The sequence below is a fragment of the Microbacterium maritypicum MF109 genome (assembly GCF_000455825.1).
GTDB lineage: Bacteria > Actinomycetota > Actinomycetes > Actinomycetales > Microbacteriaceae > Microbacterium > Microbacterium maritypicum_A.
On record NZ_ATAO01000206.1, the window covers coordinates 529352 to 552607 of the forward strand.

The 23256-nt window shown below is 65.6% G+C and carries 21 protein-coding genes, 3 tRNA genes and 1 pseudogene; 4 read left to right on the forward strand and 21 right to left on the reverse strand.

Features of this window, described 5'->3' with window-relative positions; all coding sequences use genetic code 11:
* Nucleotides 1-8 precede the first annotated feature (8 nt).
* On the forward strand, nucleotides 9-1106 hold the full coding sequence (locus L687_RS36810) for a glycoside hydrolase family 172 protein (RefSeq protein WP_021200856.1): 1098 nt from the start codon (nucleotides 9-11) through the stop codon (nucleotides 1104-1106).
* 168 nt (nucleotides 1107-1274) lie between these two features.
* Here L687_RS36810 and L687_RS36815 read toward each other — a convergent pair whose 3' ends face one another.
* The 12 genes from L687_RS36815 to L687_RS36870 form a co-directional block, all read right to left on the reverse strand.
* On the reverse strand, nucleotides 1275-2840 hold the full coding sequence (locus L687_RS36815; RefSeq protein ID WP_152525929.1) for a glycoside hydrolase family 32 protein: 1566 nt from the start codon (nucleotides 2838-2840) through the stop codon (nucleotides 1275-1277).
* On the reverse strand, nucleotides 2837-3844 hold the full coding sequence (locus L687_RS36820) for a LacI family DNA-binding transcriptional regulator (RefSeq protein ID WP_021200858.1): 1008 nt from the start codon (nucleotides 3842-3844) through the stop codon (nucleotides 2837-2839). The genes L687_RS36815 and L687_RS36820 overlap by 4 nt, the downstream gene beginning before the upstream one ends.
* A gap of 74 nt (nucleotides 3845-3918) precedes the next feature.
* Nucleotides 3919-5394: a hypothetical protein gene (locus L687_RS36825; RefSeq protein WP_021200859.1), complete on the reverse strand. Its 1476-nt coding sequence runs from the start codon at nucleotides 5392-5394 to the stop codon at nucleotides 3919-3921.
* 41 nt (nucleotides 5395-5435) lie between these two features.
* A complete protein-coding gene (locus L687_RS36830; RefSeq protein ID WP_046398986.1) occupies nucleotides 5436-6272 on the reverse strand; it encodes a carbohydrate ABC transporter permease in 837 nt (278 codons plus the stop codon).
* Entirely contained in the window at nucleotides 6269-7144 is an 876-nt protein-coding gene (locus tag L687_RS36835) for a carbohydrate ABC transporter permease (RefSeq protein ID WP_021200861.1), read from the reverse strand. The genes L687_RS36830 and L687_RS36835 overlap by 4 nt, the downstream gene beginning before the upstream one ends.
* Nucleotides 7141-8466 carry an ABC transporter substrate-binding protein gene (locus tag L687_RS36840; protein WP_084487401.1) on the reverse strand — a complete coding sequence of 442 codons (1326 nt, stop codon included), beginning with the start codon at nucleotides 8464-8466 and terminating at the stop codon, nucleotides 7141-7143. The genes L687_RS36835 and L687_RS36840 overlap by 4 nt, the downstream gene beginning before the upstream one ends.
* Nucleotides 8467-8586: 120 nt before the next feature.
* Nucleotides 8587-9492, reverse strand: a complete 906-nt coding sequence (locus L687_RS36845) for a carbohydrate kinase family protein (protein ID WP_021200863.1) — start codon at nucleotides 9490-9492, stop codon at nucleotides 8587-8589.
* Entirely contained in the window at nucleotides 9489-9815 is a 327-nt protein-coding gene (locus tag L687_RS36850) for a putative quinol monooxygenase (RefSeq protein WP_031207804.1), read from the reverse strand. The genes L687_RS36845 and L687_RS36850 overlap by 4 nt, the downstream gene beginning before the upstream one ends.
* Before the next feature lie 142 nt (nucleotides 9816-9957).
* Nucleotides 9958-11355, reverse strand: a complete 1398-nt coding sequence (locus L687_RS36855) for a hypothetical protein (RefSeq protein WP_021200865.1) — start codon at nucleotides 11353-11355, stop codon at nucleotides 9958-9960.
* Nucleotides 11356-11409: 54 nt separating this feature from the next.
* Complete coding sequence (locus tag L687_RS36860) at nucleotides 11410-12240, reverse strand: carbohydrate ABC transporter permease (protein ID WP_021200866.1); 831 nt, start codon at nucleotides 12238-12240, stop codon at nucleotides 11410-11412.
* An 8-nt stretch (nucleotides 12241-12248) separates the two neighbouring features.
* The gene (locus L687_RS36865) at nucleotides 12249-13202 is read right to left on the reverse strand and encodes a carbohydrate ABC transporter permease (protein WP_021200867.1); all 954 of its coding nucleotides are present in this window, start codon (nucleotides 13200-13202) and stop codon (nucleotides 12249-12251) included.
* Nucleotides 13199-14476: an ABC transporter substrate-binding protein gene (locus L687_RS36870; protein WP_021200868.1), complete on the reverse strand. Its 1278-nt coding sequence runs from the start codon at nucleotides 14474-14476 to the stop codon at nucleotides 13199-13201. Before L687_RS36870 ends, L687_RS36865 begins: the two co-directional genes overlap by 4 nt.
* 243 nt (nucleotides 14477-14719) lie before the next feature.
* Here L687_RS36870 and L687_RS36875 point away from each other — a divergent pair, with 243 nt between their 5' ends.
* A complete protein-coding gene (locus tag L687_RS36875) occupies nucleotides 14720-15724 on the forward strand; it encodes a LacI family DNA-binding transcriptional regulator (RefSeq protein WP_021200869.1) in 1005 nt (334 codons plus the stop codon).
* Between the two features lie 5 nt (nucleotides 15725-15729).
* Here the strand turns inward: L687_RS36875 and L687_RS42835 are convergent, their stop codons facing one another.
* On the reverse strand, nucleotides 15730-15867 hold the full coding sequence (locus L687_RS42835; RefSeq protein WP_167540705.1) for a hypothetical protein: 138 nt from the start codon (nucleotides 15865-15867) through the stop codon (nucleotides 15730-15732).
* On the opposite strand from L687_RS42835, the gene L687_RS42550 reads away from it, so the two are divergent.
* Entirely contained in the window at nucleotides 15866-16390 is a 525-nt protein-coding gene (locus L687_RS42550) for a hypothetical protein (protein ID WP_152525930.1), read from the forward strand. The two genes, L687_RS42835 and L687_RS42550, sit on opposite strands and share 2 nt — an antisense overlap.
* On the opposite strand, the gene L687_RS36890 is transcribed toward L687_RS42550, so the two are convergent.
* From L687_RS36890 to L687_RS36900, 3 genes are all read right to left on the reverse strand, one after another.
* A tRNA-Ala gene (locus tag L687_RS36890) sits at nucleotides 16382-16453 on the reverse strand. The two genes, L687_RS42550 and L687_RS36890, sit on opposite strands and share 9 nt — an antisense overlap.
* A 115-nt stretch (nucleotides 16454-16568) precedes the next feature.
* A tRNA-Phe gene (locus L687_RS36895) sits at nucleotides 16569-16641 on the reverse strand.
* 1 nt (nucleotide 16642) lies between these two features.
* Nucleotides 16643-16720: transfer RNA gene (locus tag L687_RS36900), tRNA-Met, on the reverse strand.
* 334 nt (nucleotides 16721-17054) lie between these two features.
* Between L687_RS36900 and L687_RS42555 the strand changes: the two are divergent.
* A pseudogene (locus L687_RS42555) lies at nucleotides 17055-17379 on the forward strand (integrase core domain-containing protein); the annotation flags it as partial.
* A gap of 176 nt (nucleotides 17380-17555) precedes the next feature.
* Here the strand turns inward: L687_RS42555 and L687_RS36910 are convergent.
* From L687_RS36910 to L687_RS36930, 5 genes are all read right to left on the reverse strand, one after another.
* Complete coding sequence (locus L687_RS36910) at nucleotides 17556-18992, reverse strand: family 43 glycosylhydrolase (RefSeq protein ID WP_021200872.1); 1437 nt, start codon at nucleotides 18990-18992, stop codon at nucleotides 17556-17558.
* Nucleotides 18993-18997: 5 nt separating this feature from the next.
* Nucleotides 18998-19858 (reverse strand): carbohydrate ABC transporter permease, encoded by an 861-nt coding sequence (locus L687_RS36915; protein ID WP_021200873.1) that lies wholly within the window; start codon nucleotides 19856-19858, stop codon nucleotides 18998-19000.
* The gene (locus L687_RS36920; protein WP_021200874.1) at nucleotides 19855-20736 is read right to left on the reverse strand and encodes a carbohydrate ABC transporter permease; all 882 of its coding nucleotides are present in this window, start codon (nucleotides 20734-20736) and stop codon (nucleotides 19855-19857) included. Before L687_RS36920 ends, L687_RS36915 begins: the two co-directional genes overlap by 4 nt.
* Nucleotides 20737-20827: 91 nt before the next feature.
* Entirely contained in the window at nucleotides 20828-22126 is a 1299-nt protein-coding gene (locus L687_RS36925) for an ABC transporter substrate-binding protein (RefSeq protein WP_021200875.1), read from the reverse strand.
* Nucleotides 22127-22181: 55 nt separating this feature from the next.
* Nucleotides 22182-23219, reverse strand: a complete 1038-nt coding sequence (locus L687_RS36930) for a LacI family DNA-binding transcriptional regulator (RefSeq protein ID WP_323131864.1) — start codon at nucleotides 23217-23219, stop codon at nucleotides 22182-22184.
* Between the last annotated feature and the right edge of the window lie 37 nt (nucleotides 23220-23256).

Sequence of the window (23256 nt, forward strand, 5' to 3'; positions counted from 1 at the left end):
ACGACACGATGCCCACCTCCTGGAACAGACTCCGCAATGACGACACCATCCGCAGCCACGCGATCAACGCTGAGAACCCGACCGGGGCGCGCGGATCCGCCGGAGCTGCAAGCTCGAACCTCGGCCCGGGGCGCAAAGGCAGTGCGTGGTACGAGCTGCCCGCGGGCAGCACCGTCACGCTGGCCGAGATCTCCGGCAACGGTGTGATCCGCCATATCTGGATCACGGTGACCGACAAGACGCCCGCGGGTCCGTTCGTGCTGCGCGACCTCGTGCTGCGCGCATACTGGGACGGAGCAGAGCATCCTCAGGTCGAGGTACCGCTGGGCGACTTCTTCTGCAACGGCTTCGCCGCCAGGGCCCTCGTCACGTCAGAACCGATCGTCGTCGCCCCGACCGGAGGTATGAACTCGTACTTTCCGATGCCATTCCGCACCTCTGCGCGCATCGAGGTCACGAGTGACCACGGCGATGACATCGGTCACCTGTTCTTTCAGATCGACTACACGACCGGCGATGACTTCGACGACTGGCCCGGCTACTTCCACGCGCAATGGCGGCGGAGCAACGGCACGACGTCGCTCGGTGAGGACCATGTGATCGTCGATGGAATCGAAGGCACCGGCACCTACGTCGGCACGTACGTCGCACTCGCCTCGCTGCAGCGCTACTGGTGGGGAGAAGGCGAGGTCAAGTTCTACATCGACGGCGACTCCGATCTACCGTCGCTGTGCAGCACCGGCCTCGAGGACTACGCGGGCGGCGCATGGGCGTTCCAGGATGCCCTGCGCGCCGACCCGGAGCCCCAGCCGATTCCGTTCAGCGCACCATACTTCGGCTACCCGTTCGCCAGCGCGAAGGATGAGACGAAGGCATCCGAGTTCTGGACTCCGATGCTGCCCATGCACGCGGTGTACCGCTGGCACCTGCCTGACCCCATCTTCTTCCAGGAGAACCTGCGGGTCACGCTTCAGCAGATCGGCACCTGGGAACACGGTCTCTTCGAACGCGCCGACGACATCTCCACCACGGCGTACTGGTACCAGACCACCCTGTCCGCACCGTTCCCCGCATTGCCCTCCGCAACTGAGCGCACGCCACGCTGAGCTTGAGCGGTTCCCGCTGGATGCACCCTCACCGGTATCCGGGCAAGCATCCAGCGGGAATCAGCGCTAAGGTCTCTGGTCAGTCCTCACCGAGCTGCCCGGTCGCCCTGCTGGTCGAGGGAATCGCCCCTCCGAGAACTCCGCTTCGTGCGCAGTCACTGTTCGCTCTCACCGCGCGACACACGCATTGTGTCCACTAGCAGCGTATCCCTCCACCACGGACTGGTCCTCACCTGGCTCAAGTGTCCGATCGCGCGCTTCAGCACGGGCGAGATGCCACCCCTTCACGTCGCGCACGGCGGCGCCATGAATGGGCTCGACGCGGAAGCCCGTCGCGTCAGCGCGAGTCGGGTAGACCCGCGTTGTCAGCGCGATGCCGTCGACGAACACTTCGAGTGAGGAGCGGTCGAGGAGGATGCGGACGTCGATGGTCGGCCCGGCTCCGGGTACCTCGCCCCGGTGCGGGGAGGCATCGACGGTGTCGTCCAGGGATGCTCGCGACCGGTCGACGCTCACCTCGATGGTGGACGGGGAACGCCGCAGGGTGATGACTGTCTGTTCGGCCTCGTCGTCGGTGGCGAACACGTCGATCCGCACGGCACCGTCGTCCGGTACGTCCACCGAGAGCTCTGCTTCGGCTTGTACGGATGACGCGGCGAACCCTGCGCCGCGCGGTTCGAACGCCAGTGGTGCTTCGCGCAGCATGGCGAGCTCGGCGACCGGTTCCTGGCGCACGGTGAGCGTGTCATCGAGCCAGAGCCGCCGCGGGATGGCCATGGCGCCCGACCACCCGGCGGCGTGCTGTGCCTGCGCGGGACGGGCTTCTTGCATCCATGACCACAGCACCCGTCGGCCGGATTCATCGGCGAACGTCTGGGGTGCGTAGGCGTGCCGGCCGCCGAGGTCGAGGCGCTGGTACGCGTGCGCGTCGAACCGGTCGTCGTGGTAGGTACCGCGGACGATCAGGGAGTGGCGGGTGACGTCTTCGTGCCATGCTGAGAAGATCAGCAGATGCGGGTCGTGCGTTCGGGCGTCGGGTGGTGCGGAGGTGCCGTCGGGGGTGAAGCGGAAGAAGTCCACGCACTCCCACATCGTGCCGGACCAGGCGTCGTCGTCCTCGGGAAGTGCGGAGGCGTCGCCGATGATGAGCGGGCCGAGCTCGCGCCAGTGGATGAGGTCGTCGGACTCGTAGAGGAATGCGCACCCGCCTCGGCCGTGCAGGCCGCTGCCGATGAGCTGGCGCCATGCCCCAGTCTCACGCCACACGCAGTGATCTCTGAACCCGGTGACGCTGTACCGTTCGGGCGGGCTGGCGATCACCGGGTTCCCCGGTTCTTTCTGCCACCGATCCAGCGATGTGTCGGAGCGCGCCACGCAGGCGGTCTGCGTCGGCGTCGCGGCGGAGTTGCCGGAATACACGATGGTGGGGGTTCCGTCGTCGTCCACGAGCACCCCCGACCAGCATCCGTCGGCATCGGGACCGCCGTCGCTGGGAGACAGAGCGATCGGTCGGTCGTGCCAGCGCACCAGGTCCGTGCTGATCGCATGCCCCCAGCGGATGCGATTATGCTCTGCAGTCAGCGGGTTGTACTGATAGAAGAGGTGGAACACGCCGTCGCGTTGCGCGACGCCGTTCGGGTCGTTCAGCCACCCGGCTGGGGAGGTGAAGTGAAACGCGGGCCGGAGCGGGTCGGCGAGTGCCGCCTGGCGAAGGTCGGTGTCAGGTGCAGTCATCGTGGCGGCTCCGCGATCGACCCACGATCGCACAGCGACGGTGCCAGGCGCACGACCCGGTGATCGACGTCGGGGTCGGCGATGCGTGTCAGTACCAGTTCGACGGCGGTGGAACCGATCTGTTCGGTCGGTTGCGCGAGGCAGGTCACGGGATGATCGAGAAGGTCGACCCACTCGATGTCATCGAATGCCGCGAACGAGACGTCTCTCGGAACGACGAGGTGGAGATCGGACAGCGCTCGCAGGATGCCGAGACTCATCACATTAGACAGGGAGAAGATCGCTGTCGGCCGGTCCGGTCGGTCGAGCAGCCGCGTGGTGGCCTGACGCGCTTGTCCTGCGTCGAAGACGTCCAGTACGGCGAGTGCTTCGTCGCAGACGAGACCACGTTCCGTGTGCGCCTTCCTCCATCCCTGCAACCGTTCGACGGTGCTGCTGTGACCGGCGCGACCTCCGACCACGGCGACACGTCGATGGCCGGCGTCGAGCATCTGCCCGACGACGTCGGCCACGGAGCCGACGTTCTCCACGAGCACCTGGTCCAGTTCGAGCGGGACCGCCCGGTCGACGAGGACGACGGGCACGCCGATCTGTTCGATCTGCTCGAACGAGACCGGATCCGTCGATGTTGTCGGGGCGACGATCAGCCCGTCGACCTTTCTCTCCACGAGCGCGTCGATCGCTTCGTGCTCGAGTGTCGGGTTCTCGTCGGCGTCCGCGACGAGCAGCGTGTATCCGCGAGTGCGCAGTGCGCTGGCGATGCCCCGCATCACGGCGGTCGAGTACGAATTCGACACATCGGAGGCGACGAAGCCGATCGACTCCGATGTCGCCGTCCGCAATGCCCGCGCGTACGGGTTGGGACGGTACCCGGTGCTCGCGATCGCGTTGCGCACCTTCTCCACCGTCTCGGGGCTGACATACCGGGTGCCGTTGATGACATGGGATACCGTCGCGGTGGACACCCCGGAGATTCGGGCGACATCCGCGAGCGACGTAGGCATGGTGTCCTTCCCGTATATGCGTCGCGCGGACGCCTTCGGGTGAAGCCTACTCGGCCGGGGGCTCACATCTCGTGTCACAGGCTCAGCTCTCGCACACGGATATCCGACACGGTCACGGTTCCTGCGGCTGCGACGAATCCCAGCCGGCCCCGGGGCACATCGTCGAGCGCGAAGCACTGGGTGAGCACGTCATCGATGTAGACCTCGACGAAGGTGCCCCGCACCAGCACCCGGAACCGGCTCCCCTCGGCGCGCAGCGGTGTCGTGCTGACGCCCTCTTCGTCCCAGAACGAGTACCCGTTCGTGCGGCCCATCTCAAAGCGTCCGGCAGCATCCAGGGTCAGGACTGTCCCATGCCAGGACTGATCCCCCTCGAGGATGATCCCCGCCGCCACGGGACGCTCGTCATACGCGGTGCCCCGCAGAGTCGCTTCGATGCACATGCCCTGGGCGAAGTCATACCGGAACGGCATCATGGCGTGAGCGTACAGCGGCGCTTCGACGGTCACCGAGCCGTCGGAGCCGACCGTCAGAGACTGTGCGAGCCGGGCTTCGACCAAGTCCACAGTGCGGGGCAGGTCACGCCCGAGCATCGCGTCGTTCCCGGTCCACCAGTGCAGCGAGAGGATGCCGTCGGTGATCTCCGCTTTTTTCAGCGGCGCCATCCAGGTGCCCATCTTCGGCATCACCGTCGCGATGAACCGTCGCGACTCCAACGAGTGGTGGGCGACCAGCAGATCCTCGCCACAGGGGTAGAAGCGCGCGAAGTAGGTGTGGTGTCCCATCGACGACACGAGCACGGGGGGCTGGTTCGGATCGAGTTCGAACGGGCCCTCCTGTGCGTCGGCACGCAGAACATAGACACCTCCCACCGCCTGGGAGTGATGCTTGGCCCAGTCGAGCCCGAGGGGGATCTCCGCGAGCGCGGCGAACATGAAGTACTGCTCTCCCACGCGGGTGGTGCCGCCGATCTCCAGCCGGTCCGGCCAGGTTCCCGGTTCGATGACCGGGGCGCCCGTGGTGAAGACGATGCCGTCCTGGGACGTGACCGACGCGCATGTGCCGCGCAGGCCGACCGGGCCGTCCTTGGCGACGGCGGTCACGTATCCGAAGAAGCCGTCTCCGCTCGCATCCGGGTTCACCCAGATGTTGTCCCAGCGTTGCTGCGAGATCTCCGTCTCGTCGGCGTACCACTCGGCGCTCGCCTGTGACACAGAACGTTCTGCCGGGATGCGCCGCCAGTGCAGGAGGTCGTCCGACTCGGCGAAGAAGATCTCCAGCAGGCCGTTCCTGCTCTCCGAGAAGTTGAAGACATACTTGTCGCCGGCTTTCCAGGTGTGCCCGGCGCCGAGGTACTCCGCGTCGGGGGCTTTGGTGATGATCATCCCGTGATCGGCGAAGTGCACTCCGTCCGTGGAGGTCGCCAAGCCGATTCCGTCCCACGGACGATCGGGGCGGGAGTTCGCGAGGTAGAACAGGTGGTGGATCCCGTTCTCGTGGTACAGCCACACGTCCCAGAGCGTCGAGTTCGTGGTGGACGAGAAGAGCATTGCTGGTGCCTTTCGGTTGTCGTTCGCGGTGAAGGGTCGGGTTACTTGATGGATCCCTGGGCGATGCCCTGGATGAACTGGCGCTGCAGCAGCACGTAGATGATGATGCTCGGGATGGCGGCGAGCACGGTCGACGCGGCGACCAGCACCGTGTTGGAGGTGAACGCGGTCTTCAAGAACGCGAGCCCCAACGGCACGGTTCGCAGCTGCTCCGTGTTGATGAGCACGAGCGGGATGAGGTAGTCGTTCCACACCGTCAGAAAGGTGAGCACGACGGTCGCTGAGACGGCGGGACGTGCCAGCGGTACCATCACGCGCAGGAACGCGGTCGTCTCGCTGCCGCCATCGATGAACACCGCTTCGCGCAGCTCACCGGGAAGGTCCTTGAACGCGGCGCGCATGATGAACACGGCGAGGGGCAGGCATATCGCCGACTCCGCGAGCACGAGTCCGGGCAGCGTGTTGTACAGGCCCAGGCTCTGCTCAATGAACGACAACGCCGTCACGATGCTCACCGCCGGCAACATCAGCCCGATGAGGAAGACCAGGAAGATCACCTCCCGCCCCCGGAATCGCATCAGCGCGAACGCGTACCCGGCGAGGCTCGAGGCGGCGACGACGATCACCAGTGTTGGGACCGCCACGACGATGCTGTTCAGGATGTACCGGCCGATACCGGCCTCGTTCCAGGAATCGACGAAGTTGCTGAAGAGCCAGTCGTTGGGCAGTCCCAGCGGGTTCGTCGCGAGTTCGGTGTTGCTCTTCAGCGCGATCGACACGATCACCGCGACCGGTGCGAGCGACACGAACGCGACAAGCACGAGGATGACCTGCAGGCCCACCCGCCCGGCCCCCTTCTTGATGCTGGTACCACTCATGCAGAATCACGCTCCCTCGACCGCAGGTAGACGACAGTGGTGATCAGGATGATGAGCACCATGAACATGGCGATCGCCGACCCGTAGCCGATGCTGAGGTTCTGGAAGGTCTCGCGGTAGATCTTCGTTCCGAGCACCTCCGTGGCGCCGGCCGGGCCACCGGCGGTCATCACGAACACAATGTCGAACACGCGCACCGTATTGATGAAGACCACCAGCACCACGATGTTCGTGGTGTTCGCGATCGCCGGCAGCGTCACGTAACGGAACCGCTGCCACGCCGATGTGCCATCGACCTTCGCCGCGTCGTACAGCGACGGATCAACCGCGTTCAGCCCCGAGAGAAACAGCGTCATGCAGAAGCCGTACCCCGTCCAGTTCGCCGCCGTGGCCAGCGCGAACAGCGCAAGCTGCGGGTCACCCGTCCAGTTCTGTGCGAACGCGTCCAGCCCGACGGACCGCAATCCGGCGTTCAGGGTGCCGAACGACGGGTGATAGATCCACCCCCACGCCAGCGCCACGACCACGGTCGGCAGCACGTACGGCAGGAAGTAGATCGCCCGGTACGCCGTCCGCCCACGAGGTTTCGCCTGCTGCAGGATAATCGCCAGCGCCAGCCCGATTACGATCGGGAAGACCGCGAGCAGCACCCATTTCAGGTTGTTCCACGCCGCCGACCACACCGAACCATCGGCGAACATCCGCACGTAGTTGTCCAGGCCGACCCAGTCGTACCCGGCCGAGATTCCGTCCCACTTCCAGAAGCTCATCACCGCCGTCTGAACGAGCGGCGCGAGGAGGAAGACACCGTAGATCGCTGCAGCCGGCAGGATGAACAGGTAGGGCGTCAGCTGCCAGCGACGCGTACTCACTTCACCTCAGCCCACGCGGCCTGATCCTTCTCCAGCTGCGCCTGCAGCTGGTCGACGACCTCTTGCGGTGTCGCCGTACCGCCCAGGATCCCCTGCAGACCGGAAACCCACACCTGCGTCTCCTCCGCGCTGTTGTTGAACCCGATATCGACCGGGCCGCCGTTGTCACCAGCGTCCTGGATGATCTGCATCGCCTCCTGCTGCGGACCGGTCATCGAATAGTCGGCAGGGTCGAACGCCATCGCGGGGAACCGCTGATCCTTCTCGATCCAGGACGGGAACGTCGAAGCGTCGGTGAAGCCCTTCACCAGGTCGAGCACAGCCTGACGCTTCTCCTCGTTGCCGTCGAGCGAGGACGAGAGGAACCAGGCCTTCCCGGTGCCGACGTACGCCTGGAACGGCATGCCCTCCGCGACAGGGAACCCGGTGAACCCGAACGTGAACGCGTCCGGGTTGGCCTTCTCGCATTCGGCCATCGCATTGAACATCCACGGGCCCTTGACCATGAACGCGGTCCCGCCCGAGCAGAAGTCTGCCGTGTGGTTCTCGTCCGGGATGCCGCTCGCATCCGCGGTGAAGTACCCGGCGTCATTCCACTCCTGGAACTTCTGGAGCATCTCCAGCCAGCCACCGTCCGTGTACGCCCCGTCACCGTCTGATGTCGTGGCGACGATCGTGTTGGTGGGGATGGTCGCGTACCCGAGCGCGTGCATCATGTGCAGGCCCGCATAGCAGGGGCCACCACACGCGAGCACCATTGGCGTCGTGCCATCGCCGGACGCCCGCACCGTGTCCATCGCGGCTTCCAGATCCTTCAGCGTCTTCGGGACCGCGATCCCGAGCCGGTCGAGGATCACCTTGTTGTACATGAGCCCGACTGTCTCCAGCTCATTGCCCACCGCATAGGGCGTGCCCCCATACGTCAGCCGCTGCTGGGTCGAGGGCACCAGGTCATCCCACCCGTTCTCCTCCCAGACATCGTCGAGCGCGGACACCTGCCCCACGTTCACATAACGCCCGAGGTGGTTCGGCTCGGTGCCCGTATACACCAGATCAGGACCCGACGCCTTCCCGAGCGTGCTCGGGAGCTTCACGTCGAAATCAGCGGTATCCATCACCACGGCGTTGACGGTGTATCCGGGATGCGCGTCCTCGAAGTCCGCGATCACCTGCTTCGCCGTCTCGGTCGAAATACCGCCCTCGTATCCCCAGTAGTTGATCGTCTTGTCGTCAGCCCCGGACTGCCCCGCACTACCAGTGCATCCGGTCAGCATCACGCCCGCAGTGATCACGGCCACGACGCCGCACATCGTTCGTCTCATCTCAATCCTCCATTGGCTTGGTCGAGCTCGCCCGTTAGGTAACCGATTACGTAATCGGTTACGTCGAGTAAAGCGCTGAGATTCGCCACTGTCAAGAGCGCCCTCAGAGCTCGGTACAGCTCAGACGAGCTCGCCCCGGTGGGGCGGGTTCGCTCCGCGTCTGGACACGGTGACTGCTGCTGCTCGTGCGGCCCAGTCGAGGATCGACATCAGGTGGCTCGTGTCCGTGGTTCGCAGAGCTGCGCGAGCGGAGCCGGTTGACCACCCCGCATCGATCAGACCATCGATGATGGCGCCCATGAAGGTGTCTCCCGCTCCAACGGTGTCCACGACGTCGGCTGGACGGCCCGGCACATGGATTTCCCCTGATTCCGTGATGGCGAAGGCGCCGTCCGCGCCCTCCGTCACGATGACGATCGCAGGTCCCGATCCGTGCCAGGCGCGGGCGGATGCGCGAGATTCACGGTCAGGGTAGAGCCACCGAAGGTCTTCATCGCTGGCCTTGACCACGTCTGCGCGCCGGACGAGTGCTTCGACTTGTTGCCGGGCGATGTCCTGATCGGGGATGAGGGCGGGGCGGATGTTCGGATCGTAGGTGACCAGCGTGTCATCGTGCTGCTGGTCGAGCAGCCGGAGCAGGTCCGTTGCCCCGGGCTCGAGCAGACCGGCGATCGATCCGACGTGCACGAGATCCGCTCGCTCCGGGTGGGCGCCGGCGAGGGTCCATTCGATATCGAAGACGTAGGTGGCCGCTCCCGCCGCGTCCAGTTCCGCGGTCGCGGTCGCTGTCCGTGCGATCTCGATGGGCACGGCTGTGACGCCGGACTCGGCCAGCCATTTCCGCAGGAGCTGCCCGTGATCGTCCTGGCCCAGCGCGGTGAGCAGCTGGGGCGATCGCCCGAGGCGGCCAAGGGTGATCGCGACGTTCGCGGGACTGCCGCCGGGGTTCTCGTCGATCGTGCCGTCGGCACGGTGGACGACGTCGATCAGAGCTTCGCCGACGACGAGGACTCGGGGGGCGATCATGGCCGCCATCCCGTGACCGAGGCGGGAGTGAGGAAGTTGAGCGTGCTGCCCTCTCCGACGATGTGGTCGGCGAGATGCGTGTTGAATGTCATTCCCGCGTCCGCGCGAAGATGCGCGTCGAACGCCTCCTGGTCGCGGTACACCTCGAACACGAAGAAGTCCGCGAGCGAGTCCACTCTCCGGTACACGTCAAAGACGATGTTGCCGGGCTCGTCGCGGACGAGCTCGGCGTAGTCACCGATCAGCCGCATGACCTCGTCCTCGGATCCGGGACGGGCGGTGAATTCGGCGTGCAGGACAACGGGGTGGTCCACTGTGGGCATCTTCGTCCTCTCGTGAAGATTCTGCTGGTCGGCACCCAGACGGGTCTGCGTGTGCGCCAGACGGGTCTGCCTGTGCGATGGCGTGCAAGCGATCGGCGGGAGGCCACGGTGCCCACGACGGGCCGTGGCCTCCCGCGTGTGTTCACGGGGTGGTGGAGATGACGACGTCCCCGACGGCGATCGCACCGTCGGCGACCTCGATCGACAGCTGCGAACCTGCGGGAGCGTTGAAGCGTGCGTTCAGGGCCACGTCGTCGATGTACAGCGTCGCGATGTCACCGTCGAAAACCAGCGCGACAGCGTGTTCCGCGCCGTCGTCGATGGAGAGCGGACGGTCGAGATCGCGGTTGTCGAACTGCCCCCACGGCCAGTTCGGGAACCGGTCGAACTCCAGACATCCCTCGGCGGCGCGCAACGCGAACTGGTAGCCGGCCTGCGCGGTCGGGTCTTCCCCGAAACGGATGTTCACCACCCGTGTGCCGGGGTTCACGCGCAGTGTCGTCGAGACGAGCGCCGTCTGCGGAACCTCGGCGGCGAGCACCTGTTGCGCGGCTCCGTCACGACGTTCGAGACGGAACCCGGGGGTGGTCGACACGGTTCGTGACGCGAGGTGTGCCGAGACCGCGTCGGGGATCTTCGCCCCCAGCGTCCCATCGGGCCGCACGACGATCTCGTGGATCACCAGAGTGCCGCCCCACTGCCACGTCTTGGTGTCGTCGTCGTCCCAGCGGGTGGGCACCCAGCCGACCAGGTAGCGGCGCTCACCGTCGGAGACCGAGCGTGCGGCGTAGTAGGCGCGCCCGTCGAAGGCGTCGTCGACGGGCGCCTCCCACGGCCCGTCCAGCGATCGCGCACGACGGTAGATGGTCTTGGACTTGTCGGAGTACTCGGTGACCAGGTGGTACCACCAGTCACCCTCACGGAAGAGGTCGGGCATCTCGTGCATCGTGTACAGCCCGGGCGCCCAGAAGTCTCCCTGGAACTCCCAGGTCTCCAGATCCTTCGAGGTGAACGCGACCGTGCTTCCGGTCGCCTGCGTCTTCGGCCCCGCCTTGCGGGCGCCGAGGATCATCAGGTACTCACCGCGCTCGTCATCCCAGATCACCCACGGGTCCCGCCAGTCGTCGGGGTCGTACCCGGGCTGCGGTGCGACAACGGCCTTGTCGGTCTTGGTCCAGTGGATGAGGTCGTCGCTCTCCGCGATCATGAGCACCTGGGAGGGCTTGCCCGCGGCTTCGAAGTGGTCGCGGTTGTAGCCGGTGTACATGGCGATGAACTTGCCGTTCGCGCGGATGACGGATCCGGCGAAGATGAACTGATCCTGGTCGTGGTCTCCGCCGCGCACGATGGCGTCGCCGAGGTCTTCGTAGGTCACGAAGTCGGCGGTGCGTGCCAGGGCCCAGCCGAACGGCTCGCAGTTCGGCAACGGTCCCGGATTGCGCAGATCCCTCTGGTGGAAGAGATAGAACGCGCCGTCATGATGGATCGGCATGCAGTCGCCGAACCAGGTTCCGGGATGCTGGTAGTAGACCTCGGGCATGGATTCTCCTTTGTGGGGTGATGGGACAAGTCGAGATGGATGCGGGGACGCGGGTCAGATCTTCGCGCCGCCGAGGCTGGAGGCGAACACCCGCTGGAACAGCAGGAACACGATCACGGTGGGCAGTGAGACGAACAGGGCCCCGGCGAGGACCACCGGCGGGCCGACCGTGCCGTAGTTCGACTGCAGACCAGCCAGCGCCGCCATCACGGGGCGGATCTCCTCCGAGTAGCTGAGGGTGATGCCGAACAGCAGCTCGTTCCACACCCAGACGAACTGGAAGATGAACGCCGCGGCCAGCGCCGACTTCGACAACGGCAGGAAGAACCGGGTGAACACGATCCACCAGTTCGCGCCGTCCAGCTGCGCGGCCTCGTTGATCTCGGGTGGGACCGACAGCATGTGGTTGCGCATGATGAAGAACGAGAACGGCACGCAGGTCGCGACATAGATCAAGAACAGGCCCCACCGGGTGTCATACAGCCCGGTCTCGGCGTAGCCGGTGAACAGCGGACGCAGGAACGCCTGGGCGGGAAACAGCGCACCCGAATAGATCAGCCAGAACCAGAACGTGCGCCACCCGCCTGGGATGGCCGAGACGGCGAACCCGGCCAGGGCAGCGACGAGGACGGCGAGTGCGCCAGCGACGACGGCGTACAGCAGGGAGTTCATCAGGGATGGTCCGAGGTCGACCGCCTGCCAGGCGATGGCGATGTTCTCGAACAGGGCGAAGTCCTTCGGGAACCAGGCGACCTCGCCGTTGTAGGCCTGGTTGGAGGTGAAGGCGTTCACGACGATCAGGTAGGTCGGAATGAACCAGAGCACGGCGATCAGGATGATCAGCGCAGAGCGCAGCGCGGTACCCGGGCGGAATGTGGTCTTCATGATGGGTCTCAATCGTTCTTGAGCTGTTTGCGCAGGTATGTGACCGAGACGGCCACGACGACGATCGTGAGGACGACGGCGATGGCGGCGCCGGAACCGGGACGCTGCAGCACGAAGCTCTGCCAGTACATCGACACGGCCAGAGTCTCGGTGGCCCGGCCGGGGCCGCCGTTGGTGAGCACCCAGATCAGGTCGAAGGACTTCAGCCCGTTGGCGAGGCTGATGCCCATCACCACGGCGGTGGTGCCGCGCAGCTGCGGGAGCACAATCTGGAAGAACCGCTTCGCGCCGTCGACGCCGTCCAGCGAGGCGGCCTCGAGTGTCTCGCGGGGGATGCCCTGGAGGCCGACGAGGTACAGGATCACGGCCACGCCGGATGCCTGCCAGGAGTTCGCGAGGATCAGCATGATCGTGTTCCCCGGCCACTCCAGCAGCCATGGCTGTGCCAGGGCGCCGAGGCCGATGCCCCGCAGGAACGAGTTCAGTGCGCCGGAGTCCTGCAGCACGAAGTTCCACACCACCGCGACCGCGGTCCCCGACAGGGCGTACGGCAGCACGATGGCGAGGCGGGCCCACTTGCCCCAGTTCACGGAGTTGGTCAGCGCGGCGATCGCCAGGCCCAAGCCGACGGGGATGATCACGGTTCCGACTAGCCACATCAGGGTGTTGACGAGCGATTTCACGATCACCGGGTCGGAGATCAGACGGACATACGAGGCGAGCCAGTTGAACTGCGGGTCGATGATCGCGTCGTCGAAGAGGCTGCGCCACACGGTCGCGAAGAACGGCACAAGGCTCAGGATCCCGACCAGCGCGACCGCGGGCAGCAGGAACAGCAGCCGCGGACGGCCTCGGGTGATCCGATCACGCCGGCGCAGCGCGGCAGCGTTGTCGCCTTGCGGGGCGCGGCCGCGCCGCCCGGCGCCGGTCACCAGCGCTCGGGTCTCACTGGGTGCGCTCATCGCGTGGCCTCCGTCCAGTAGGACCATTCGGATTCCGCCTTCTGCTGCAGCGAACGCAGCACGCCGGCGGGATCGGTGGGATTCGCCATGAAGCCGCCGAGGTCCTGCGTGACGCCGACGACGAGGGGAGGCGGTGAGGCCTCCCAGTACCGGTTGACGACCTGAACCTGGTCGCGGCGGATCTCGGTCTGCAGGCGCTGGCTGATCTTGTCCGTCCACTTCACCGTCGGATTCGCGGAGGAACCCGACAGAAAGTCCGACCACGGCTGTTGCACCTGCGGATCCAGCCACGACCCCATCGCTTTGGTCACACCGGCAACATGCGGGGACCGCTGCGGAACGACCAGGCCGGCGACCTCTGTGACGACCGCCTGGGGGTCACTGTTGACCATCGGCAGCAGGAACGCGTCGTAGTCTTCACCGGACTTCATGCCGAGCTTCTGCAGATTCTGGGAGCTCCAGCTCACCGGCGTCGGCCACATCCCGATTTTCTCGTTCTGTAGCATGCCCGCGAAGTTGTCGCTGAGCGAGTCCGCGGAGGTGTGGTAGCCCTTCCCTATCATCTCCTGCCACAGGGTCATCAGGCCCTCGGCTTCCTCGTCCTGGAACGATGCCCGGTTCTCGCACAGGCGGACGAACCACTCCGGGTCGTACGCGGTGGAGAGCATGCTGAACCAGTTCGCGACCGGCCAGATGTTCACCTGCGTGGTCCCGATCGGCGTGATGCCCGCCGCCTTCAGCGTCTCGCAGACATCGATGAACGCGTCCCACGTCGTCGGAACAGACAGCCCCAGCCGGTCGAACACCGCGACGTTGTAGAACATCACGTAGAAGCCCTGGATCAACGGCAGCCCGTACACGCCATCACGGAACGTGAACGCAGACCGCAACGAGTCGTCGAGCCAGCCCTGCGCTACGGATGCCTCCCACGCGCTCGTGAGGTCGGCCAGCCCTCCCGTGCGGGCAAGATCCTGCATCCGGAAGCCGCTGCCCCACTTCACCAGGTCCGGCGGATTCTTCGTCTGCAAGAGCGAACGGACCACCTGCTCGTATGCGGTGGCATTCGGGATCGTCTGCGGATCGATCGACCATCCCGTCTTCTTCACCAGCTCGGCACCGGCAGACTCGTACCCCGGGCCCCAGGATGCCGCATCGTTGAAGAACTGAATCGCACCACCCTTACCCGGCGAAGGCGACCCGGCACCGGTACAGCCGGCGAGCACAAGCCCGAGACCAGCCAACCCTGCGCCGAGGAGGAACTCACGTCGCTGCATTGCGATGCCCCTTTCTCTGACGACGTTGTCAGGATGAGTCGCATACATCGCCACGCTCATCCGTCGCTCCCACACACGATAGATTCCACCGCCAGCACGGATCCATCGGGTTTCGGCCGCAAACCCCATGAACTACTGTTGCCGGAGGCCGAAGTCCGCGTCATTTCGCGTCTGACATCGATGACAGAAGAAGAGACCCCTAGACTGTGATTCCGGACGGCGAGCAGGAGACAGGAGGACGGGATGAGCGGGGACCGCGCGACCATGAAGGACGTCGCCCGACGCGCGGGCGTGAGCACGAAGACGGTCTCCCGCGTGCTGAACAAGGAAGTGTACGTGTCCGACAGCATCCGCGAACGGGTGCAAGCCGCGATGCGGGAGCTCTCCTACCGCCCCAATCCCGCAGCGCAGGGCCTACGCCGCTCATCGTCCGGATCCATCGCCTTCGTCTGCGAAGACATCTCAGAACCCTTCGCCGCGCAGCTGGCGCTCAGCATCGAACACGCCGTCGGCGACCGGTACGTCGTGATCATCGCATCCATGCTCGGCGACGCCAAACGGGAACGGGAGACTCTTGAATCCCTCGCCGCCGGACACGTCGACGGCATCGTCCTCGGCCCCACCCCCGCACCGAAGCCATACCTCGCCCGGATCCTGCACAGCACACCCGTCGTCTGCCTCGACCGCCCCGCCCGAGGACACGAGACCGACGTCGTTCTCTCCGACAACGTCGGCGGCATGACCGCAGCCGTCAATCACCTGATCGCCACGGGGCACGAGCGCATCGCCTACCTTGGCGACGCCGAAGAAGTATTCACCCAACGCGAACGACTCGCCGGATACCGCTCCGCACTGCTCGAAGCAGGAATCACACCAGACCCGTCACTGATTTACCAGCACACCCCCGACAGCCCGCGCATTGGAAAACAGCTCGCCTGGCTCACCCAGACACCCAATCCGCCAACCGCGTTCGTCTCGGGAAACTCGCTCACCACGCTCGCGATGCTCCACGCCGGATTCGACGTCGCCTCCGCATCCTTCATCGCCTTCGACGACTTCCCGCTCGCCGACGTCTTCGGCGGCGGAATCAACGTCATTGCCCAAGATCCCGACGCACTGGGAACCGAAGCCGTACACACCCTGCTCAGACGCATCGACAACGACGCCGCACCCGTGAAAACCACGCGAATCGGAACACGACTCGTCATCAGATCCCATGCCGTACACGAAACTCCCCTGGCATCTTGACGCTGCTATTCAAATCTGCCCTCGAGGTCACTCGCCGACTTCAGTATTATCTCGCCGCCTCCGCCGTCCTGATATCCCCCGGCAGAGTAGTTAATCCCGACGAACACCGCGATGGTGTCGTAGTCGGCGATGCCTGTGGTCATGGTGCTGCTCCGTTCCTCGTCGAACGACAACCGCGAGGCGACATGTCTCGGCATCCACGTTACGGACGGCCTCGCCAGCTGGCGGGTCGGACTCGAAGAAGGCCTGTCGATCCCCGCGCAGCGCAAGGCGGCGCAACGCAAGGCCGACCAACTGAACGCGGTCATCGCGCGGAGTTCATCGAGCCCGGCGAGTCGGGCAAGACCGCCCGCCGCAAGGCCTTGCAGGAGATGTTGGACTACCTCGCCGAGCATCTGGTCAGGTACTGCATCATCAACAAAGTCGATCCTCGGCCTCCTCACCGACATCGGCGACGTCTACGACAAGGCCGAACCCGCCGAACGACGCATGCTCAACCGGGCACTGTTCGACCGCATCACCATCGATGACGAGGACGACGCCACCTCGAACCGAACGAAGCCATCGCCACGATCGTCGCCAGCGATCCCAAGCCACATAACGAAAGAACCTTGCCCCGCGATCAGGCGGGGCAAGGTTCGAACGTTCAGCTTTACGTGGACCTGAGGGGACTCGAACCCCTGCGCTGCTCCTTGCAAAGGAGGTGCTCTGCCACTGAGCTACAAGCCCTGGCGGGGCCGGTGCCGGCTATCACCGTGGTGCGATGCGGGACGCGCGCGTCTCTTCTTCGCCGGTCGTGCCCCATGGCGCCGAACAGCATCCAGTCGGACGCGTCGGGTCGCCGTGTCCACCGCCGGGTTCGAACCGGCAACCTCTCGGGCTTCAACCGAGCGCTCTTCCACATGAGCTTGGAGGACGTGGGTGCAGGGGCAGGATTCGAACCTGCGACCTCCGGCGTATGAGGCCGGCGGGCTGACCGAGCTGCCCTACCCTGCGTGAGCTTCGACCGGGATTCGAACCCGGGGCCTGTCCCTTACAAGGGGCCAGCGACAGATACCGGCCCGACGGCGCCGGCCACGAATACGGTGACATACCACCCGATTCTCGGAACCACCGCGACCCTACGACGGGAGCCACGCCGATCGCGATACCCGCCTCCGTCGGGAGCAGGCCCGTGCTGACCTGCGCCCAGAACTCACGCTCCTTCACTCGCGGATGCGATGGCGCACCGGGTGACCGCATCGGCGCTCGCCCGGTCACTTCCTTCATCCAGTTCGACGGTCGTCCCACAACACCCTCCAATCAGGTGTTGCTTCCACCGGTTGAGCCCAGTCAGTACACCTCTCTGGCGTTCACCGACACGCTTGTCGGCGGCGCTCCGCGAAGCCGGGCTGACCGGATCGATCGGCTCTGTCGGAGACGCGCTCGACAACGCGCTCATGGAGTCCACGATCGGGCTGTTCAAGACCGAGGTCATCGAGCACGAGCGCCCCATCTGGCAGTCCTGGCGGCAGGTGGAACTCGCCACCGCGTCATGGGTCCACTGGTACAACACCGAGCGGCTGCACTCCTCGATCGGCGACATGCCACCCACCGAGTTCGAGGACCCCAACTACGCTCTACCCAGACGGCACGACGAGCCCGTCGCGGCCTGACACCGCCCTCCACGAATCCCAGGCCGATTCAAACACCTCACCAACGAACTCTTCCAGCTCGGCCCGCACTCGCTCGCTCTCATCCGCCCGCACGCCGCGAGGTTAACAGCCCACCCGACCATTAACAAGACCTAACCAAGTACTACTAGTGCGGAGGCCGCTCCACGGGGGGCGGTTCAGTCCGCCCGGATCGTGCGGTCACGGTAGACGAGGTCGCGCACGTCGACCATCCCGCCATTGACGTACAGCTTGACTTCCTGCCCGGGGCGGCGCGTCATCCGGCTGCTCAGGGCGATGTCGTCAACGTACAGCACGCACACGTCGTCATCCACGATCAGCGTCACCTCGTGCACCGAGCCGGCCGGCTGCGCCACCGGACGCGACAGGCCGACGTTCTGCAGCTGGAACCAGGGGTAGTTGGGCATCATGTCGAATCGCACACGGTGCTCACCCGGGCTGAACAGGTAGACGTACCCCTGATCGGCGTCGCTGTTCTCGTACAGCTTCAGACCGAACTCGAACGTGTCGTCGACAAACTCCATGGTGAAGTCCACTCGGAACCTCGTGGACGATTCGGCCACCACGATCTCTTCGGCGTAGCCGTCGTCGCGCGAGAGGACAAGCGATCGAGGCTCGGCATCCGGCGCCTCGAACGCGCCGTCGAGCAGCTCGGGGTTCGGGCGCACGCCGAGGGTGCCGTCAGGTCGCTGCACGACGTCGTGCGCGACGAGGTTCCCGCCCCATACCCACGGGTCCAGGTCGTCGCCGTGCGCGCGCGTCGGGTTCCAGCCGAAGATGACGCGTCGGCCATCGACATCCACGGTTCGTGCCGCATAGAAGGCCCGACCGTCGAAGCAGTCGTCCTGCGGGGCGATCCACGGCCCGTCGGCGCTGCGGCTCATGCGATAGCGCGTGCGGCGCTGGTCGTCGTACTCGGAGTACAGGAGGTACCACCAGTCGCCGATGCGGAAGAGGTCGGGCATCTGCAGCAAGTGGTGCGTGTGGGGAGACCAGAGCACCTTCTCGAAGCTCCACGTCCGCAGGTCGGTGGAGCGGTACTCCAAGAGGCAGCCGCGGCGCACGCGCGGTCCGGAGTCGTGACGGCCTGCCACGAGCAGCCGGTACGCCCCGAGGTCGGGATCGAAGACGACCACCGGGTCGCGGAAGTAGTTCTTTTCGAATCCGTCCGGACTGTGCATCGTGAGCTCGCGGTGCTTCGTCCACTCGATGCCGTCGGGGCTCGTCGCGATCCGGAAGGTCTCGGCCGGCGCCTCGGTGTCGTCGAAAGCGCGGTTCGCGCCCGTGTAGAACGCCCAGAAGCTTCCCTCGGCGTGGATGACCGAGCCCGCGAAGAGGAAGCGTTCGGCCCCGTCGGGGTCACCCTTGTGCAGCACTTCGCCGAAGTCGACACCCGAGCGCAGGTCGTCCGTCAGGAAGAGCGACCACCCGAAGGGCGCCCCGTTGGGGTATGGCGCGGGGTCGCGCCGGTCGCACTGGTAGTACACGTAGAACCGGCCGTCGTGGTAGCACGGCATCGGGTCGCCGAGCCACCCGTCCTCGGGGCGGTAGAAAAGCACGTCGGCTGCGGTCGTCGGTTCGAGGATGTCGGTCATTCAGGTCACTCCTTCGTCGCGCCGTCTGCGAGGCCGGCGATCATGTACTTGTTGAGCAGGATGTAGGCCAGCAGCGCGGGCAGCACGCTGAAGGCGATAGCGGAGAACATCGGTCCCCAATCGACCAGCCCCTCCGCGCCGATGAAGTCGTTCAAGCCGAGCACGAGCGTGAGATTGTTGCGCGAGCTGATGAACGTGTAGGCGAACAGGTACTCGTTCCACGCGAAAATGGCACGCAGGATCGCGATCGTGATGAGCACGTTCCGCGACAGGGGCAGGATGATCGTCCAGAAGATCCGGCCGGCGCTGGCTCCATCGATAACCGCCGCCTCGATGATGCCCTCGTCGAGTTCGCGGAAGAACCGCAGCAGCAGGAACACCGAGAACGGCATGCCGAACGCGACCATCGGGATGATGACGCTCCAGTACGTGTTCAGCAGGTCGGTCTTGGCGTAGGTGAGGAACAGCGGCAGCAGTACGACCTGGTAGGGGATCATCAGGCCGAGCATGAAGAGGGCTTCGATTGGTCGCCGGGTGCGGAAGCGGAAGAACGACAGCGGATAGGCGACCATCGCCGACAGCAGCAGCGTCGCGATCACCGTGATCACGGTGATGATCAGGCTGTTGAGGAAGAACCGCGGGAAGCCGCTCTCGAACACGCGCACATAGTTGTCGAACGAAGGGAACATCCCCTGATCGCCCGCGTCGCGCGAAGGGGTGACGCTGCCGATCAGTGTGTACAGCAGGGGCGAGACGAAGCTGGCGAGCGCGAGGAGCGCGGCGATCGTGATGACGATCAGCACGAGCGCTCGGCGCGGGGTCCAGCGGCGACGTGTCGACCGAATGGGCAGGGTGGTCGTGGTCATCGGGCGACCTTCCGATCGGTCGAGCGGGTGATAACGAAGCCGAGCACCATCGACATGACGACGATGAGCATCGCGATCGCGCTGCCGTACCCGTAGTTCTGGTTCTGGAAGAGCTGCTTGTACATGTAGAGCGACTGCACCTCGGACGAGCTGATCGGTCCGCCGGCGGTCAACAGTGCGGGGATGTCGTAGGCGCGCAGGGCGTCGTTGAGCACGAGGAACGCGACGGCGCCGACGATCGGCAGTATGTAGGGGATCTGGATGCTGACGAAAGCGCGGAACGAGCCCGCACCGTCGATGCGTGCCGCCTCCATGAGGGTCGGCGGCACGTTCAGCAGCGCGGCGTAGAAGATCAGCATGTAGATGGGCACGTCGCGGTAGCTGGTGATGAGCGCGACCATCGCGAGCGAGGTATCGGGGTTTGTCAGCCATTCCAGATCGATCCACGCGGGATTAATCTGTGCGAGCAGCGAGTTCACGATCCCCGGCGGCCGCACCGAGAGGAAGATCTTGAACATCTGCGCCATCGCCGCCGTCGAGACGATGATCGGCACGCAGTAGAGCACGACCAGGGTCTGGCGGAACACGTAGATCTTGGTCAGGAGCCACGCGAGCAGAAGGCCCCCGCCAACGACGAGCACGAGCTCCGCCACAGTGAGCAGCAGCGTGTTGACGATCGCGTTGCCCAGCGCGGCATCCGTGAACATTCGCACGTAGTTTTCGACGCCGACGAACTGCGGATCGCCGATGCCGCTCCAATCCACGAGCGAGTAATACGCCGACGAGCCGATCGGTACGAGGACCGTCACGATGTAGAGGAGCAGCCCGGGGATCAGGAACCACAGGAGGGTGCTTCTTTTCTGGAGTAGTCGATGCATGGGGTCTTTCCGGCCGAACGAAAGCAGGGGGTGCGCGCCCGGCGAACGACAGCGAACGCCGGGCGCGCGAGTTAGACAGCGGGGGTGGACCTCACTGATTGGCGATGGCCGCGTCGACGGCCTCGAGGAACGCGTCAGGCGTCGTCTGGTCGGCGATGAGACGGTTGGCCTCGTCGCCCATGGTGGTCAGCACCTCGGGGTCGAGCTTGTCGTCCCACGAGACCCATCCCGTGGTCTGGTTCTGGATCTCGGTTCCCAGGTCCACTAGGACGGGAGGCAGCGCGTCGGCGGGGATCGGGGTGTCGAACCACGACAGCAAGCCCTGTTCGTACAGCACCTCGTCGATGTGGGCGAGGTAGTAGTCGAAGAAGTCGCGGAACGACTCGTCGGCCTCGTAGCTCTCGGCGTTTAGCGCGATACCCTTGCCGCCGTGCACCGGGAAGGTGCTCCCGGTGCTCTCCTTCTCGTCGCCGTCGACCGGGATGCCGAAGTAGCCCACGGTGCCGGCGTCGTACTGCTCGGCGAAGGTCGCGGCGAAGTTGGTGTTGCCGTAGGTGATCGCACCCTCGCCCGACGAGAAGGCGTCGAGGGCGTCGCCCAAAGTCATGTTCTGGAAGCCGGGCACGAAGTACCCGCCCGTGCCCAGGTCGTGGAGGAGTTCTGCTCCGGCGCGCCCGAGCGGACCGTCCGAGAACGTCTGGTCGCCGCTCTGCACGGCGTCGATAAACTCGCCTCCCGATGTCGTCCATGCCGGGAACGACAGAAAGCGCAGCAGCATGACGCTGTCGGCTCCACGCAGCACGTAGGGGGTCACGCCCGCGTCGGCCAGCGTCTGGCAGGCGTCGAGGAAGTCCTCCCACGTCTCGGGCACGTCGATCCCGTGCTGTTCGAAGAGGTCTTTGCGGTAGAGGAACATCTCGCCCCCGCGGTAGGAGGGCACCATGTATAGGTTGCCGTCGGGCGAGACGAAGAAGTCTTCGAGCGCGGCGTTCATCTGGTCGTAGACGTCGGCATCGGTGAGCACCTCGGTCATGTTCACGAGCTTGCCCTGGCTGATCAGCTCGTCGGCGATGGGTCCGTTGGCAAGGCTGAACATGTCAGGCAGGGTGTCGGCGACGAGGTACATCCGCAGCTTCTTCCACAGGTCGTCGGTGTCGGTGATGGTCTCGTACTCGACCTCAAACTCGGCATCCACCTCGTCCTGGTACATCGCGACGATCTGCTCCAGCGCGCGGAACTCGCCCGTGTCGGGACCCGACCCGGTCAGGATGCGTAGCGGCTCGCCCTCGGTTCGCTGGCCGCCTCCGGCAGAGCCGCAGGCAGCCAGGGAGGCGATCGTCGCGGCGGTGATAAAGGCGGCGACGACGCTGGCGGTTTTCGTTCTTCTCATCTTTGAGTTCCTCTCGGGTGACATGTGTGGCGGAGCGGGTGGGTGGACGCCGGCATCATGCCGGCGGGATCTCGCCACTGCCCCGAGTGACGAGTCGAACAGGAACGACGTGGGTCGCCCTGGCGGAGCGGTCGCCGTCGAGCCGCGCGAACAGCCGCTCGGCGGCGAGGGATCCAATCCGCTGGGAATCCTGGGCGATGACCGTGATGGCGGGGACGAGAAGATCGGCGAGCACGATGTCGTCGAAACCCACGAGCGCGACGTCGTTGTGCATATCGAGGGCGCGCAGAGCGCGGATGGTGCTGATCGTGATCGAATTCTGCGCGCTGAACAGTGCCGTGGGCCGATCGGTTCCGCTCATCAGCGCGCGCACCGCGTTCTCGACGGCGTCGGCGCTGTGCAGCTCGGTGACCACGGTGGCCGCCGCCGTGGGAATCCCCGCGTTGCCGAGCGACTCGCGGAATCCGGCGAGGCGCTGCTGCGTGGACTGGAGCGTCGTGAGGTCGCCGAGGAAGGCGATGCGGCGGTGGCCGCGCTCGATCAGATGCGATGCCGCCATGCGCGCACCCCCGGCGTGATCGCTCACGACCGCGTCGGCGTCGACGCCGAGCGGTTCGCGATCGATGAACACCATCGGCGTGCCGTACTTCTGCTCGGTGCGCAGGTAGGACTGGTCGCGCGAGACCGGCGCGGCGATCAGCCCGTCGACGCGACGGCGCAACAGCCCCTCGACGACCCGGGGCTCGCGCACGGGGAGGTCGTCGGTGCTCGAGGCGAGCACGGCGACGCCGCGAGCGACCGCCGCGTCTTCGATGGCACGGTGTACCGCGGCGGAGAACGGGTTGTCGACGTTGTTGATGGCGAGCCCGATGGTCTCGCTCCGGTGGCCGCTGCGCCGGAGGCTCCCCGCGCGCGGATCGGGGCGGTAACTCAACTGCTCGATCGCTTCGCGCACACGCTGCTGGACGAGGGGCGAGACGCGAGGCTCGTCGTTGATCACGCGCGAGACGGTCTTGCTGCTCACGCGAGCGAGGGCCGCGACGTCGCTCATGGTCGGACGGCGGGCAACCTGATCCTTGCGTGAATCCTTCACGTCTGCTCCTTCGCGATGACACCGATGTCATCATCGA

Bases quoted from the DNA above. Each gene is read 5' to 3' on its own strand.
- L687_RS36810 (WP_021200856.1), top strand. From the start codon at position 9: ATGCCCACCTCCTGGAACAGACTCCGCAATGACGACACCATCCGCAGC.
- L687_RS36815 (WP_152525929.1), bottom strand. From the start codon at position 2,840: ATGACTGCACCTGACACCGACCTTCGCCAGGCGGCACTCGCCGACCCG.
- L687_RS36820 (WP_021200858.1), bottom strand. From the start codon at position 3,844: ATGCCTACGTCGCTCGCGGATGTCGCCCGAATCTCCGGGGTGTCCACC.
- L687_RS36825 (WP_021200859.1), bottom strand. From the start codon at position 5,394: ATGCTCTTCTCGTCCACCACGAACTCGACGCTCTGGGACGTGTGGCTG.
- L687_RS36830 (WP_046398986.1), bottom strand. From the start codon at position 6,272: ATGAGTGGTACCAGCATCAAGAAGGGGGCCGGGCGGGTGGGCCTGCAG.
- L687_RS36840 (WP_084487401.1), bottom strand. From the start codon at position 8,466: ATGAGACGAACGATGTGCGGCGTCGTGGCCGTGATCACTGCGGGCGTG.
- L687_RS36845 (WP_021200863.1), bottom strand. From the start codon at position 9,492: ATGATCGCCCCCCGAGTCCTCGTCGTCGGCGAAGCTCTGATCGACGTC.
- L687_RS36850 (WP_031207804.1), bottom strand. From the start codon at position 9,815: ATGCCCACAGTGGACCACCCCGTTGTCCTGCACGCCGAATTCACCGCC.
- L687_RS36855 (WP_021200865.1), bottom strand. From the start codon at position 11,355: ATGCCCGAGGTCTACTACCAGCATCCCGGAACCTGGTTCGGCGACTGC.
- L687_RS36860 (WP_021200866.1), bottom strand. From the start codon at position 12,240: ATGAAGACCACATTCCGCCCGGGTACCGCGCTGCGCTCTGCGCTGATC.
- L687_RS36865 (WP_021200867.1), bottom strand. From the start codon at position 13,202: ATGAGCGCACCCAGTGAGACCCGAGCGCTGGTGACCGGCGCCGGGCGG.
- L687_RS36870 (WP_021200868.1), bottom strand. From the start codon at position 14,476: ATGCAGCGACGTGAGTTCCTCCTCGGCGCAGGGTTGGCTGGTCTCGGG.
- L687_RS36875 (WP_021200869.1), top strand. From the start codon at position 14,720: ATGAGCGGGGACCGCGCGACCATGAAGGACGTCGCCCGACGCGCGGGC.
- L687_RS42550 (WP_152525930.1), top strand. From the start codon at position 15,866: ATGGTGCTGCTCCGTTCCTCGTCGAACGACAACCGCGAGGCGACATGT.
- L687_RS42835 (WP_167540705.1), bottom strand. From the start codon at position 15,867: ATGACCACAGGCATCGCCGACTACGACACCATCGCGGTGTTCGTCGGG.
- L687_RS36910 (WP_021200872.1), bottom strand. From the start codon at position 18,992: ATGACCGACATCCTCGAACCGACGACCGCAGCCGACGTGCTTTTCTAC.
- L687_RS36915 (WP_021200873.1), bottom strand. From the start codon at position 19,858: ATGACCACGACCACCCTGCCCATTCGGTCGACACGTCGCCGCTGGACC.
- L687_RS36920 (WP_021200874.1), bottom strand. From the start codon at position 20,736: ATGCATCGACTACTCCAGAAAAGAAGCACCCTCCTGTGGTTCCTGATC.
- L687_RS36925 (WP_021200875.1), bottom strand. From the start codon at position 22,126: ATGAGAAGAACGAAAACCGCCAGCGTCGTCGCCGCCTTTATCACCGCC.